At 54.8% G+C, this 14,694-nt stretch carries 13 protein-coding genes; 4 read left to right on the top strand and 9 right to left on the bottom strand.

Features of this window, described 5'->3' with window-relative positions:
- Positions 1-4: 4 nt before the first annotated feature.
- Positions 5-694, top strand: a complete 690-nt coding sequence (yjcO, locus tag FDW97_RS02095; RefSeq protein WP_038636323.1) for a Sel1 family TPR-like repeat protein YjcO — start codon at positions 5-7, stop codon at positions 692-694.
- Positions 695-747: 53 nt separating this feature from the next.
- On the opposite strand, the gene gltP is transcribed toward yjcO, so the two are convergent.
- From gltP to nrfA, 7 genes are all read right to left on the bottom strand, one after another.
- Entirely contained in the window at positions 748-2,061 is a 1,314-nt protein-coding gene (gene gltP, locus FDW97_RS02090; RefSeq protein ID WP_038636320.1) for a glutamate/aspartate:proton symporter GltP, read from the bottom strand.
- 344 nt (positions 2,062-2,405) lie between these two features.
- The gene (gene nrfG, locus FDW97_RS02085; RefSeq protein ID WP_137350595.1) at positions 2,406-3,026 is read right to left on the bottom strand and encodes a heme lyase NrfEFG subunit NrfG; all 621 of its coding nucleotides are present in this window, start codon (positions 3,024-3,026) and stop codon (positions 2,406-2,408) included.
- A complete protein-coding gene (nrfF, locus tag FDW97_RS02080; protein ID WP_137350594.1) occupies positions 3,023-5,236 on the bottom strand; it encodes a heme lyase NrfEFG subunit NrfF in 2,214 nt (737 codons plus the stop codon). Before nrfF ends, nrfG begins: the two co-directional genes overlap by 4 nt.
- Positions 5,237-5,244: 8 nt before the next feature.
- A complete protein-coding gene (gene nrfD / locus FDW97_RS02075) occupies positions 5,245-6,201 on the bottom strand; it encodes a cytochrome c nitrite reductase subunit NrfD (protein WP_006688269.1) in 957 nt (318 codons plus the stop codon).
- Entirely contained in the window at positions 6,198-6,869 is a 672-nt protein-coding gene (gene nrfC, locus FDW97_RS02070) for a cytochrome c nitrite reductase Fe-S protein (RefSeq protein WP_038636309.1), read from the bottom strand. Before nrfC ends, nrfD begins: the two co-directional genes overlap by 4 nt.
- Positions 6,866-7,432: a cytochrome c nitrite reductase pentaheme subunit gene (gene nrfB, locus FDW97_RS02065; protein WP_038636307.1), complete on the bottom strand. Its 567-nt coding sequence runs from the start codon at positions 7,430-7,432 to the stop codon at positions 6,866-6,868. The genes nrfC and nrfB overlap by 4 nt, the downstream gene beginning before the upstream one ends.
- A 44-nt stretch (positions 7,433-7,476) precedes the next feature.
- Entirely contained in the window at positions 7,477-8,913 is a 1,437-nt protein-coding gene (nrfA, locus tag FDW97_RS02060; RefSeq protein ID WP_038636304.1) for an ammonia-forming nitrite reductase cytochrome c552 subunit, read from the bottom strand.
- A gap of 433 nt (positions 8,914-9,346) precedes the next feature.
- Here nrfA and acs point away from each other — a divergent pair, with 433 nt between their 5' ends.
- From acs to actP, 3 genes are all read left to right on the top strand, one after another.
- Complete coding sequence (acs, locus tag FDW97_RS02055; RefSeq protein WP_038636301.1) at positions 9,347-11,305, top strand: acetate--CoA ligase; 1,959 nt, start codon at positions 9,347-9,349, stop codon at positions 11,303-11,305.
- 236 nt (positions 11,306-11,541) lie between these two features.
- Positions 11,542-11,856 (top strand): DUF485 domain-containing protein, encoded by a 315-nt coding sequence (locus FDW97_RS02050; RefSeq protein ID WP_006688274.1) that lies wholly within the window; start codon positions 11,542-11,544, stop codon positions 11,854-11,856.
- Positions 11,853-13,502, top strand: a complete 1,650-nt coding sequence (gene actP / locus FDW97_RS02045) for a cation/acetate symporter ActP (protein ID WP_085049641.1) — start codon at positions 11,853-11,855, stop codon at positions 13,500-13,502. Before FDW97_RS02050 ends, actP begins: the two co-directional genes overlap by 4 nt.
- Before the next feature lie 45 nt (positions 13,503-13,547).
- Here actP and FDW97_RS02040 read toward each other — a convergent pair whose 3' ends face one another.
- Both FDW97_RS02040 and FDW97_RS02035 read right to left on the bottom strand, forming a co-directional pair.
- Positions 13,548-14,237: an LrgB family protein gene (locus tag FDW97_RS02040; RefSeq protein WP_038636296.1), complete on the bottom strand. Its 690-nt coding sequence runs from the start codon at positions 14,235-14,237 to the stop codon at positions 13,548-13,550.
- Positions 14,230-14,640, bottom strand: coding sequence for a CidA/LrgA family protein (locus tag FDW97_RS02035; RefSeq protein WP_137350593.1), 411 nt, complete (start codon positions 14,638-14,640; stop codon positions 14,230-14,232). Before FDW97_RS02035 ends, FDW97_RS02040 begins: the two co-directional genes overlap by 8 nt.
- Positions 14,641-14,694: the final 54 nt, after the last annotated feature.

Below are 14,694 nucleotides of genomic sequence, written 5' to 3'. Positions count from 1 at the left end.
CAAAATGAAACAACTTCTTGCATTGATGTTCTTCGTGACATTCTTTGCCCATGCCAGTGATACTGAACCCGGAAGCCAGTATCTACAGGCAGCAGAGGCAGGTGACCGACGCGCGCAGTATTTTCTCGCCGATACCTGGTTCAGTTCAGGCGATTTAAGCAAAGCCGAATACTGGGCGCAAAAAGCTGCCGACAACGGTGATGCAGATGCATATGCTTTGCTGGCGCAAATTAAGATAACCAATCCGGTCAGTCTGGATTACCCTCAGGCCAAAACGCTGGCGGAAAAAGCGACGCAGGCGGGCAGTAAGGCGGGGGAAATTACGCTGGCGCGTATTCTGGTGAACACCCAGGCAGGCCGCACCGATTACCCCAAAGCCATTACCTTGCTGCAAAACGCCTCCGAGGATCTGGAAAATGACTCCGCCGTCGACGCGCAAATGCTGCTCGGGCTGATTTACGCCAACGGCGTAGGCATTCCTGCTGACGATGAGAAAGCGACGTGGTATTTCAAACGTAGCTCAGCCATTTCCCGCACCGGTTATTCCGAATACTGGGCCGGGATGATGTTCTTAAACGGCGAGCAGGGTTTTATCGAGAAGAATAAACAGAAAGCGCTGCACTGGTTGAATCTGAGCTGTATGGAAGGATTCGATACCGGCTGCGAAGAGTTTGATAAGTTAGCCAACGGCTAATGGTTTGCATTGCCGGATGGCGGCGCAAGCGCCATCCGGCAATCTGTCATTAATTACTGATTAGCAGTCTTATCAAATTTGCCCAGCACGTCGCGCTCATAGGCCAGCGCTTTCTTGCGGTCAAATTTGTGTTCCCACTTGGCGATAACCAGCACGGCCAGCGCATTACCCACCACGTTCAGCGCAGTACGCGCCATATCGAGGATACGGTCAACACCGGCAATAAACGCCAGACCTTCCAGCGGGATCCCCACGCTGCCAAGCGTTGCCAGCAATACCACAAACGATACGCCCGGCACGCCCGCAATCCCTTTTGAGGTCACCATCAGCGTCAGCACCAGCACGATTTCCTGCCACAGCGACAGATCGATACCGTACAGTTGAGCAATGAAGATAGCGGCGATACTCTGGTACAGCGTTGAGCCATCAAGGTTGAATGAATAACCGGTCGGCACCACAAAGCTGGTGATTGACGCCGGCGCGCCGTAGGCTTCCATCTTCTCAATAATACGCGGCAGCACGCTCTCAGAACTGGCGGTCGAGTAGGCCAGAATCAGCTCGTCTTTCAGAATGCGGATCAGGATCCAGATGCTCAAACCGCAGATGCGCGCGACGATCCCCAGCACCACCAGCGCGAAGAACAGGATGGCGAAATGCACCAACAGCACCAGCTTCGCCAGCGGCCACAGGGAGGCAAAACCGAAGTTCGCAACGGTAACGGCGATCAACGCAAAAACCCCGACTGGCGCGTAACGCATCACCATGTGCGTCACTTTAAACATGGTTTCGGAGATCGAGCGGAACACGGTAACCAGCGGCTCGCGGTGAGTTGCCGGCAGAGAAGACAGACCTAAACCGAACAGTACCGAGAAGAAGATAATCGGCAGCATGTCGCCTTTTGCCATCGACGCGACGATGTTGGTCGGCACCAGTGACAAAATCGTGCCCATCAGGCCATGCGCGTGGCTCTGTACTTCTGCGGTGGTGCTCTGATATTTCGAAATATCGACGGTTGCCAGCTGCGACATATCAACCCCGGTACCGGGCTGGAACACATTCGCCAGCGTGATACCAAGGATAATCGCCACGGTGGTGATCACTTCGAAATAGATAATCGTTTTGGCGCCAATACGGCCCAGCTGTTTGGCATCGCCCACCCCGGCTATGCCGACAATCAACGTAGAGATGACTATCGGCACGACGATCATTTTGATCAGGTGGATAAAGATATCGCCCGCCGGAGACAGCAGGTTTACAATCAGCCATTCACGGCTGTCACTATGGTAATGCAGGTAACTCCCTAGCAGAATGCCCAGCACCATAGCGATTAGAATCTGCCATGCCAGGCTGACTTTCAAATTTTTCATAACAACGGACTTCCTCGATGAAGCGCTATTCCACATGCAGCGTGTGGGAATAGTACATACTGAAAGGGTATGATTTGTGTTGCGTTCGTTTATGGAGTTTTTTAACGCTTATTATCATTATCATCTGCATGGCATTCAGCGCAACCCTCTGAGAACAGGGCCTTTCGCTGATTATTTGCATAAAAATGCAATTTTATCGGGGTAATGATGAATAACTTTTTGTTATAAAAGAATTTTAATATGTTCAAAAATGAAGAAGTCAGGGCATGAGTTTTTTTTGCTCGCTTGTTCGTTTGCCTGTTTTTTAAACAGGGAAAATGATACAAATCACAAATAAAACAAATTTATTTTTGCCGATTCTGCAACAACTTCGCCATATTAATAGAGTCAATGAGCTGTGCCCGATTCACCCTCGGCGAGTTTAAATCCATAACCTTTTGCCACACTGAGATAGCCTGAGCGTAGTCTGCCTGCATAAACGCATCGGAAGCTAACAGCATCAGCGCAGTGACCTCTGTCGGGTCCAGCGCCAGAGCCTTATCAATCATCTCGCGGGTGGGCGGCGTCATATGTTGCCCGGCCTGATAGTACAGCACCGTCGCCAGCGCGGAATAGATTTCGGCGTTTTCACCGCGTATACGCAGCGCCTGCTCGTAGGCAAGCAGCGCATTATGATACGCGTTTTGCCACAGATAGTACTCACCCAGTTGCGCCCATTTCACTGCGTCCTGCGGATTCGCACGAATTTGCGATTGCAGAGAAAATAGCTGTTTTTCCTGAATATTTTCATCAGAAAAAGCATGTAAGGGGTCTGCCAGACGCGCCTGCTCCTGACGTGCCGCCTGCCATTTTGGCGTTAACAGGTAACCGCCGATGCAGGCCACCACCATCAGCACCGCCGCAGCAGCCAGCCGCTTCACGGGCATGGGACGTAACGGCGCAGTGGAATGTTCGGCCTGGCTCATTGCTCATCCTCTTCTGCGTGCTGACGCTTCCTCACCTGCCAGACCACCACGCCCACCAGCAATAACAGCAGGCACGGCAGCGCCCACAACAGCAGCGTTTGCTCATTCAACGGCGGGTTGTAGCGCACGAAATCACCGTAACGCTCGGTCATCCAGGCGGTGATTTCTGCTTCGCTTTTACCTTCAGCAACCATGCTGTAAACCTGATGGCGCATACTGACCGCCACGGGCGCATTGGATTCCAGCAAGTTCTGGTTCTGACACTGCGGACAGCGCAACTGACTGGCAATAGACAGCGCTTTCTCCTGCTGCTGCGGGTTGGCAAACGTCCATGTGTCCACCACCTGGGCATGGGTGGCAAAAGGGAGAAAAATCAGTAAAGCCACAAGTAACATCGTTCTGCCGGATGGCGGCTTGAACGCCTTATCCGGCCTACCCTGCTTTTCACTCGTAGGCCTGATAAGCGCAGCGCCATCAGGCAATAACTCAGGATACTTCCTCCCTCGCCATGCGCTCAGCAGCGCGCCAAACACCATCAACAATCCTCCTCCCCAAATCCAGCGCACGCCAGTCTGCACGTATAAGCGCATGGCGTAACGGTCCGGTCCGGTTTTTTCGCCCATCACCGCGTACCAGTCATGCATCAGATTCCAGCGGATACCCGGCTCCATCATCTGTTGACGACGCGCGGCATAGAAGCGCCTTTCGGGCTGCAGGCTACCGATACGCTGCTCATTTTGCCACAACGTGATCAGCGCTTTTTCACTGGTGTAGTTGCCTTTGGCTTCCAGGTCGAGATGCTCAAAACGGAAAATGTAGCCCGCAAGCGCGACCTGCTGCCCGGGGCTCAGATTCAGGCTTATCTCCTGACGACTACCGCTGGAAAAAACGATCCCAGCCGCAAATACCAATACCCCGGCATGCGCCAGCAGTGCCGGAAGCTGACAACGCAAAGAGACTTTGCGGCTTCTGATCGTTGCCAGCACGATAACCAGCAGCATCAGCAGCCCAAACGGCAGGGTGGCGCGGTTAAAGTACGGCGCGCCAACGGAGAGCCTTCCCCAGCCGAACAACCCGTAAATCATCGGATAGAGCGTGCCAATCAGCACAATCAGTAGCACCGCGCAAAAAAGTAATAGCGCGACCAGAATCAGCATCTCGCGCGACCAGCCGCCAAAACGCGCATTCTGGCGAATTTGCTGGCCTCGCCAGGCGTACAACCCCAGCGACGCCAGGCTCAATACGCTAAACAGCGCAAACAGCGGCGCGGCGCGCACGTTATCCAACGCAAAGGCATGTACCGAAACAAGAATGCCGGAACGCACAATCAGCGTCCCCAGCAGCGATAAGATCAGCGTGACGATCGCCAGCAGCAGCGACCAGTGGAGGAAGATCCCACGCTGACGCGTGACAAACAGGCTATGCAGCAGCGCGCTGGCGGAGAGCCAGGGTAATAAGGAGGCATTTTCGACCGGGTCCCAGAACCACCACCCCCCCCAGCCCAGCTCGCAGTAGGCCCACCAGGAACCGAGGATTATCCCCAGCGTCAGCGCGCACCAGCCGGGCAGCGCCCAGCGCCAGCACACCCAGGCGCTCTGCGCGTTAAAGTCACCGCGCAGCAGCGAGGCCAGCGCCACGCCCGCGGCTACCATCAAACCACCGTAACCCAGGTACAGCAGCGGCGGGTGGAGGATTAACCCAAGATGTTGCAGCATCGGGTTAAGATCTCGTCCTTCTATAGCAGGCGGGAAAATACGCACGAAGGGATCGGACCAGACCACCACAAACAGCAGTAACAGGGCCGTCACCATTGACAGGACGCTGAGCGTCAGCGGAAACAGTGGATCAGAATCACGCCGATAGCACAGAGCGAACAGCGCGCTCCAGCCGGAAAGAAACAGCACCCACAACAGCAGCGACCCTTCATGGCCGCCCCAAACCGCCGCCAGTTTTAATCCCCACGGCAGCAGACTGTAGCTGTGCTGAGCAACATAGACCACCGAAAAGTCGCTGGTCAGAAAGCAGAATACCAGAATGGCAAAAGCCAGCAGCAGCAGCGCAAACTGCGTCCATACGCCCACGCTTGCCAGGCGCATCACGCCCTGCCAGCGCTGGCGGACACCCACCAGCACGGCAAGCGGGGTCAACACGTTGACCCCGAGGCTTAATAACAGTGCCAGAAAACCGGCTTCAGGAAGGAGAACGTCCAGATATCACCTTACGCAACGGTTAGCTGACCCGCATAGAGAATGAAAAAGCGCAGCAACAGTACGCCGGTCAGGCTGGCGCCGCAGACTGCCAATACGCCATGAAACGTCGAACTGCGGTTGGCCCAGGGTTTTAGCAGCATCGGCAGTATCAGCCCAAGCCCAGCCACGCCAAGCCAGAACCACCAGGTCCAGAATCCGCCGCCCAGCGCCGCCGCCAGCGCGCGCATTTTGCCGTCATCGCCCAGCGCCAGACCGACGAAGAACGCCGCCAGCAGGAAGATCTCCAGCCATACCACCGGGACCTCCATGCGATGCACAAAGTGCGCTTCAGTGCTGTGCGGGTTGCTACGATGGCGTAACGCCATGGCGATCAGCGCCACCGCCGCGCCGGAGGAGATCCCGGAGAACAGGAACAGTACCGGCAGGATCGGGTTATTCAGGAACGGGTAGGACTTCAGCGCCGACAGCAAAAACCCGGTGTACGCCCCAAGCAGAACCGCCAGCACCAGCATTAACGTCTCCAGTGCACGGTGGAACGGCGTTATCAGCGTCAACGCTTTCTGCACGATCCCTAACCGCGGCAGCCAACGCTGCTGCAGGGCAATCACCTCTTTTTCAAAGATTTTTGCCAACCACAGCACCAGGACCACCATATACAACTGGAACAGCATGACCCCCATCGACATCACCGAGGTGAAGCTGTAGTGGAACATCAGTTTCCAGAAGGTCCATGGCCGCGTCAGGTGGAATACCAGAATCAGCAGACCGAAGATAATCGCCCCCGGCCCTAACACCAGCGTGGTGCGCAGCAGCGTGCTGTCCGAACCGCCCGCCTCAGGATGGAAGCGACGCAGCAGAATCGCCAACGTAACCAGTCCGGCGGAGATGCCAATCAGGAACAGATAGATGGCGATGGGCCAGTCCCACACCAGTGATTCAAAATGAAATGCAGAAGCGGGTGTCATTGGCTCACCTCCCCATATTTAAAGGGAACGCGGTAGACCTTCGGTTTTGTGCCCAGCGCCAGCTTGTAACGATAGGTGGTTTTCTGCTGCAACAAACGGGAGATATCGCTGTTGGGATCGTCCAGATTACCAAACGTCAGCGCCTTCGTCGGGCATGACTCAACGCAGGCGGGCTGTTTGCCCGCTTTCAGGTTGGTTTTCCGGCAGAAATCGCATTTATCCGCCGTTTTGCTCACCGGATGGATAAAGCGCACGCGATAAGGACACGCGGCGATACAGTACTGACAGCCAACGCAAAGATCAGGGTTCACATCCACAATGCCGTTGGCGGCATCGCGATACGATGCCCCCGTCGGGCAGACGTCAACGCAGGGGGCATGGTCGCAATGCTGGCACGAGTGGCGGAAAAAGCGATATTTCACATCAGGAAACGTCCCCTGCGGCTCGCTGCGAATAATCGTCAGACGCGATACGCCTTCCGGTACGTTGTTGACTTCCCGACAAGCATCCATGCAGGCCGTGCAGCCGATGCATAATGACTCATCGTGTACCATTCCGTAACGTACGCCATTGATATTTAGCGTCTTCGCCACAACGCGTCCCGCCGTCCCGCTCACTGCCACCAGCGCGCCGACGCCGGTGATAAACTGGCGACGAGAGCAACTCATGGATGCTCCTTAAGCAACGGAACCGACGCCGGGTTAAAGTTCGGATTGTTACGCTGATCGCTGTGGCAATCGACGCAAATCTTGATCCGTCCTTTATCGCTTAGCGTCTGCATCGTGTCTTGCTTCGGATGCAGTGAGTGACAGCTGGCGCACGCCACTTTTGTGACGTGGACATCGTGCGGCCAGAACGCTTTTTGCAACTGCTCAGGCAGGTGACAGGACATACAGACGCTGTTCTGTTGCTCCACATTGTACATTGGCTCATTAAAGCGCATCACATCCTTCACCCCTTCACGGTGGTTCGGTGACGGCTGGCCGTGACAGTTGGTGCAGGTGACCGGCAGTTTGTTGTTCGGGTTAATGACTTGCGCATGTTTACCATGCATGCCTTCGGTATCCGGCTTGTGACAATCCAGACAGGCAGCATCCGGATTACGCTGCTGAGTAACCGTCCAGCGTTGATCCGACTCCTGCGGCGTTGGCGTGGCAGTGATTCCACTCAGGCTCCAGAACAGGCCTGACGCCAGCACCCCAGCAGTTAATAACGAACGTAATACGCTCATATTCACTCCGTTGAGTTATCCGCCCCTTACGGGGCGAAATGGGGTTATTGGCTTAACAGACCGTTTTTACGCGCCTGCTCTTCCCACTGCGGAATCACCGTTTTGATGAAGTCCTGCTTCTCAGCATTGATTTGCTGCATGTTCAGACCAATCGCCGCCTGGGCTTTCTCTTTGGTAGAGATATCCGGTAACGGGATTTCATGCGTGATGCCTTTGGTCGCCAGCAGACGAACCAGTTTGGTACGTGCGTCGGCGGCTTTATCCATTGCGCTACCCAGCATCCGCAGACCTTCTTCCGGCGCATGCATGTGAATACCGTGTGAGGCGATAGACAGGTCCCAGCGCCATTGTGCGTGACGGATATCTTCCAGAATCGGCTTCATTTCCGCTTCGGTCGCACCCGCATCCCATGCGGCTTTCGCTTCGAAGTGCGCATGTACCAGTTGATCTTCAACCTTGATTTTCAGGTCATGAATGGCCTGTTTACGCTCGGCGACCACTTTTTGCAGGGACGCTTTGTCCTGGGTATGGCAGTTCGCACAGGTCTGGGCGAAGTTATCGAACGGATTACCAATCTTGTGATCGGTATAGATCTTACCTTCCGCGTTTTGCACTTTCGGCATGTGGCAGTCGATACAGGTCACGTTGTTCTTACCGTGAATGCCCGCGCTCCAGGTTTCATATTCTGGGTGCTGCGCTTTCAGCATCGGGGTTTTGGACAGAGAGTTAGTCCAGTCAGAGAAGGCGATGGTGTCGTAGTATTTCTCCATGTTCTCGACTTTCATGCCCTCATCCCACGGGAACTTAACGGCTTTGTTCTTACCGTCGAAGTAGTACTCCACGTGGCACTGGCCGCAGACCATGGATTGCTGATCAAAGCGACCGGCTTTCTCAAACGGTTTGCCGATGGCTTCCATCGCGCGCTCAGCGTAAGGACGCGACAGCGTCAGCTCAGGCTTGCCTTTGGCGAAGTCCGGCGACGCGGTGTTATGGCAATCTGCACAACCGAGGTTGTTAACAATTTCCGGACCGCCGCGCGCCCATTTACCGTGGAAGTAACCATCTTCACCGTCTTTCTGGATCAGACGCGCCACATCCGGGCTTTTACAGCTCCAGCAAGCCATCGGCAGCGGGCCGTCTTCTGCCGTTTTAGGTGCGCCGGTACGTAAGGTTTCACGTACATCGGTCACCGCATACGCGTGCCCGCGCGGTTTGTTGTAATCGCGCGAGAATGGATATCCCGCCCACAGGATCACCAGACGCGGATCTTCTGCCAGCGCATCTTCACGGGCTGATTGCTCAGACGTGGCTTTCCAGGAGAGGTATTGATCGGGATGCTGAGGGGCGAAGGTTTCATTCTTCGCTTCAACGGTGACGGTCTTTGCGGGTACAGGAGTTTGTTCAGCGTGAACAGCAGAGATAAATAATAAAGGTAATAACAGGCTGAAGAAACGGCGTACGCGTGATTTTGTCCTTGCCATAGGGGTCTCATCCAGATGACGCCATTATCTGCAATGGCGGTTCTTTTATTGTTTTCCATAACAGCAACCACACGAATACTGTCATGACATTGCTCCCCCCAATTTGTAACAAGAAACCACACTGAAAATGTTGTCTTTAATCAATTGTAAGTGTATGTAAAATACCACTTTAGAGTTAGTTACCCCCTCAAACCACTCACTCTTTTGTTTAATTCTGAGACAGATCACCTTTTCAACAATTCTCAGATAACTCCATGTTATCGCGAGAATTAATCAATTTTTGCTAGTTCTCTTCAAAATTCAGTTTGTCGCTAATTTGCACAATTCGTTTATTGCGTGATCTGCCGCCCAAATACTAAACAAAACTCGCAAAGCCCCTACATTTAACGTTTATGCGACATATTATTAACATCCTACAAGGAGAACAAAAGCCATGAGCCAAATACATAAACACGCTATTCCCGCAAACATTGCGGATCGTTGCCTGATAAATCCGGAGCAGTACGAAGCGAAGTACCAGCAATCTGTTAACGAACCCGACACATTTTGGGGCGAGCAGGGAAAGATTCTTGATTGGATCAAGCCGTACAGCCAGGTGAAGAACACCTCGTTTGCGCCAGGCAACGTCTCTATTAAATGGTATGAGGATGGCACGCTAAACCTGGCGGCGAACTGCCTTGACCGTCACCTGCAGGCAAATGGCGATCGTACCGCCATCATCTGGGAAGGCGACGATGCCAGCCAAAGCAAACATATTACCTACCGCGAGCTGCATCGCGATGTCTGTCGTTTTGCCAATACGTTACTGGATTTAGGCATTAAAAAAGGTGATGTGGTGGCCATATATATGCCGATGGTGCCGGAAGCGGCGGTCGCCATGCTGGCCTGCGCCCGTATTGGCGCGGTGCATTCGGTCATCTTCGGTGGTTTCTCCCCGGAAGCAGTCGCCGGACGTATCATCGACTCCAATTCTCGGCTGGTGATCACCGCCGATGAAGGCGTGCGCGCCGGACGCGCTATCCCGTTGAAAAAGAACGTCGATGATGCGCTGAAAAACCCGAACGTGAAAAGCGTCGAACACGTTATCGTTCTCAAACGTACCGGTGGAAAAACGGAATGGCAGGAAGGTCGTGACCTGTGGTGGTCCGATCTTATCGAGAAAGCCAGCCCGGAACATCAGCCGGAAGAGATGAATGCCGAAGATCCACTGTTTATCCTGTATACCTCCGGGTCAACCGGCAAGCCGAAGGGCGTGCTGCACACCACTGGCGGATATCTGGTCTACGCCGCAACCACCTTTAAGTACGTGTTTGACTACCATCAGGGCGATATCTATTGGTGTACCGCTGACGTGGGTTGGGTGACCGGGCACAGCTACCTGCTGTACGGTCCGCTGGCCTGCGGCGCAACCACGCTGATGTTCGAAGGCGTGCCCAACTGGCCTACCCCGGCGCGTATGGCGCAGGTTGTGGATAAGCACCAGGTCAATATTCTGTATACCGCGCCGACCGCCATCCGCGCTCTGATGGCAGAAGGCGATAAAGCGATTGAAGGTACTGACCGTTCGTCGCTGCGCATCCTGGGTTCCGTTGGCGAGCCAATCAACCCGGAAGCGTGGGAGTGGTACTGGAAGAAGATCGGCAACGAAAAATGTCCGGTCGTCGATACCTGGTGGCAGACCGAAACCGGTGGATTCATGATCACCCCGCTGCCGGGCGCCACCGAGCTGAAAGCCGGTTCCGCAACCCGTCCGTTCTTTGGCGTGCAGCCTGCGATTGTCGATAACGAAGGTAATCCGCTGGAAGGCGCAACCGAAGGCAACCTGGTGATTATTGACTCGTGGCCAGGCCAGGCGAGAACGTTGTTTGGCGATCATGAACGTTTTGAACAGACCTACTTCTCTACCTTCAAAAATATGTACTTCAGCGGCGACGGCGCACGCCGTGATGAAGATGGTTATTACTGGATCACCGGACGTGTGGACGATGTGCTAAACGTCTCTGGTCACCGTCTGGGCACGGCAGAAATCGAATCGGCGCTGGTGTCGCATCCGAAGATTGCCGAAGCCGCGGTGGTCGGTATTCCGCATAATATTAAAGGCCAGGCGATCTACGCCTACGTCACGCTGAATCACGGCGAAGAACCGTCGCCTGAGTTGTATGCCGAAGTTCGTAACTGGGTACGCAAAGAAATTGGCCCGCTGGCAACGCCAGATGTGCTGCACTGGACCGATTCACTGCCGAAAACCCGCTCCGGCAAAATTATGCGCCGCATTCTGCGCAAAATCGCGGCGGGCGATACCAGCAATCTGGGCGATACCTCAACCCTCGCCGATCCAGGCGTCGTTGAGAAACTGCTCGAAGAGAAGCAGGCCATCGCGATGCCATCATAACCATAACCGTGAAATGCCCGATGGCGCGCTGCTTATCGGGCCTACAAATCCTATCCCTACCCCTCCCCTGAGCGGGAGGGAAATATAAAAACCCTCCCCCAAAGGATTTCGTGTTACAGGAAGGCGGCAAGCGAGCACATCCCCAGGAGCATAGTTCACTATGTGACTGGGGTGGGCGAGTGCGGCCAACGAACCTGTAGCGCGAAAGACGCAGGGGACCTCTGGAGAGCTCTGTGATGAATGACAATATTTATCAGCGGATAGAAGACAGTGCGCGTTTCAGGGAGTTAGTTGAAAAACGGCAACGGTTTGCCACCATTCTGTCCATCATCATGCTGGCAGTTTACATCAGCTTTATTTTACTGATTGCCTTTGCGCCTGGTTGGCTGGGTACTCCGCTGCACGCGGGAACCAGCGTCACCCGGGGTATTCCGATTGGGGTCGGCGTGATCCTTATCTCCTTCATCCTGACCGGGATCTATATCTGGCGGGCAAACGGTGAATTCGATCGCCTGAACAATGCGGTTCTGCACGAGGTTAAAGCATCATGAAGAGAGTCCTGACGGCGCTTGCCGCCACGCTGCCCTTCGCCGCAAACGCGGCGGATGCTATAAGCGGAGCAGTCCAACGCCAGCCAACCAACTGGCAGGCGATTATCATGTTCCTGATTTTCGTCATCTTTACGCTTGGTATTACCTACTGGGCGTCTAAACGCGTGCGTTCGCGTAATGACTACTACACCGCTGGCGGTAACATCACCGGCTTCCAGAACGGGCTGGCGATTGCAGGCGACTATATGTCTGCTGCATCGTTCCTCGGGATTTCCGCGCTGGTCTTTACCTCCGGTTATGACGGACTGATTTACTCGCTCGGCTTCCTGGTCGGCTGGCCGATTATCCTGTTCCTGATTGCTGAACGCCTGCGTAACCTTGGTCGCTACACCTTTGCCGACGTGGCCTCTTATCGCCTGAAACAAGGTCCGATTCGTATTCTCTCGGCGTGTGGTTCCCTGGTGGTGGTCGCGCTGTATCTGATCGCGCAGATGGTCGGCGCGGGTAAACTGATTGAGCTGCTGTTTGGCCTGAACTACCACATTGCCGTCGTCCTGGTTGGCGTATTGATGATGATGTACGTCCTGTTTGGCGGCATGCTGGCAACCACCTGGGTACAGATCATTAAAGCCGTTCTGTTGCTGTTCGGCGCCAGCTTTATGGCCTTTATGGTGATGAAGCACGTCGGCTTTAGTTTCAACAATCTGTTCACCGAAGCGATGGCGGTACACCCGAAAGGTTCCGCCATTATGAGCCCGGGCGGGCTGGTGAAAGATCCGATCTCCGCGCTGTCGTTAGGTCTCGGCCTGATGTTTGGTACGGCTGGCTTACCGCACATCCTGATGCGTTTCTTCACGGTCAGCGATGCCCGCGAAGCGCGTAAAAGCGTATTCTATGCCACCGGTTTTATGGGTTATTTCTACATCCTGACCTTTATCATCGGCTTTGGCGCGATCATGCTCGTTGGCGCGAACCCTGTGTATAAAGACGCTGCTGGCGCGCTTATCGGCGGTAACAACATGGCGGCGGTACACCTGGCGAATGCGGTGGGCGGGAACCTGTTCCTCGGTTTCATCTCGGCAGTGGCGTTTGCCACCATTCTGGCAGTGGTTGCTGGTTTGACGCTGGCGGGGGCATCGGCAGTTTCTCACGACCTGTACGCCAACGTATTCCGCAAAGGCGCAACCGAGCGCGAAGAGCTGAAGGTGTCGAAAATTACCGTACTGGTGCTGGGTGTGGTTGCCATCGTGCTCGGCGTGCTGTTCGAAAACCAGAACATCGCCTTCATGGTGGGACTGGCATTTGCTATCGCAGCCAGCTGTAACTTCCCCATCATTCTGCTCTCCATGTACTGGTCAAAACTGACCACGCGTGGCGCAATGATGGGCGGCTGGTTAGGTCTGCTGACGGCCGTCGTGCTGATGGTGCTTGGCCCAACAATTTGGGTACAAATCCTGGGTCACGAAAAAGCCATATTCCCGTATGAATATCCGGCGCTGTTCTCCATCAGCGTAGCGTTCCTCGGGATCTGGTTCTTCTCTGCCACCGATAACTCAGAAGAAGGTAACCGCGAACGCGAGCAGTTCCGTGCTCAGTTCATCCGTTCCCAGACCGGGTATGGCGTAGAACAAGGTCGCGCGCACTAATCTTCCCTCTCCTCCGGCTTCCGGGCCGGAGGATTACTGCCTTTCTCAGAACATCAGCCTTGCGACCAGCGGCGATACCAGCACCATCACCACGCCGGAAAGCATCATCACCAGGCTAGCCACTACGCCCTCCTGTTGGCCGAGCTCATATGAGCGAGCCGTGCCTGCGCCGTGCGATGCTGCGCCAAAACCTGCGCCTTTCGCCATCCCTTCGCGAATAGAGAGCCGCAAAAACAGCACATCGCCGACCGCCATCCCGAATACGCCCGTCACGACCACGAACAATGCCACCAGATCCGGCTGACCGCCCAATGGCTCTGCCGCCGCCAGCGCAAATGGCGTAGTAACGGACCGCACCGCCAGACTGCGCTGAATTTCATCAGGCAGCATAAACAGGCGCGCCAACCAGACGGAACTGGTGACCGCCACCAGTGTCGCCGTCACCACACCCGCCGTCAGCGACATCCAGTGACGTTTAATCACGGCAAGGTTGTCATAAACCGGAACGGCGAAGGCAATGGTTGCGGGACCTAGCAGCCATAGCAGCCAGTGCGATTCACCAATATAGTTTTGCCAGGAGATATGTCCAAAGACCAACATCAGCACCAACAGCGCCGGAGTAAGCACTAACGGCATCAGCGGTAATTTACGAAAGCGGCGATACAGGCGCTTGTTGGCAAAATAGATGCCCAGCGTAATCACCAGACACAGCACGCTTAACTGGAAATTACTCACGGTTTAACCTGCTCATTTCATAGCGATACACTTTATCCACGATCCATGCCGTTGCGCCGAGCACCATCATCGTACTTATCGCAATAACGGCAAAAATACGCCATCCATCAACCAGTAGCAGTTGCGTATAGTTAACGACGGCGACCACCGCCGGGACAAAAAACAACAGCATTTCAGCCAGTAACCAGCGAGCGCCTGCGCGGATCCAGTTCAGCGGGATAACCCGGCAGACAATCAACGCCAGCATCAGCACCATCCCAACCAGGTTGGCAGGAAGCGGCAGATGCAGCCAGGAGACAAGATATTGAGCAAAAACAAAGAGACCTGCGTACAACAGAACCTGAACGGGGATCTGGAGTCGATGAATAACGGCAGGCGTCACGCGGCTTATCGCCACAGCCATGAGGGTATGTCCTTAAAAAATAGAGAGCGCCAGTATAGAGAGCCCCCGTCCAGG

This window comes from Citrobacter sp. wls708 (genome assembly GCF_005281255.1).
GTDB lineage: Bacteria > Pseudomonadota > Gammaproteobacteria > Enterobacterales > Enterobacteriaceae > Citrobacter > Citrobacter werkmanii.
Note: the sequence above shows the minus strand (reverse complement) of the source record. Positions and strands in the feature narration are given on the sequence as shown.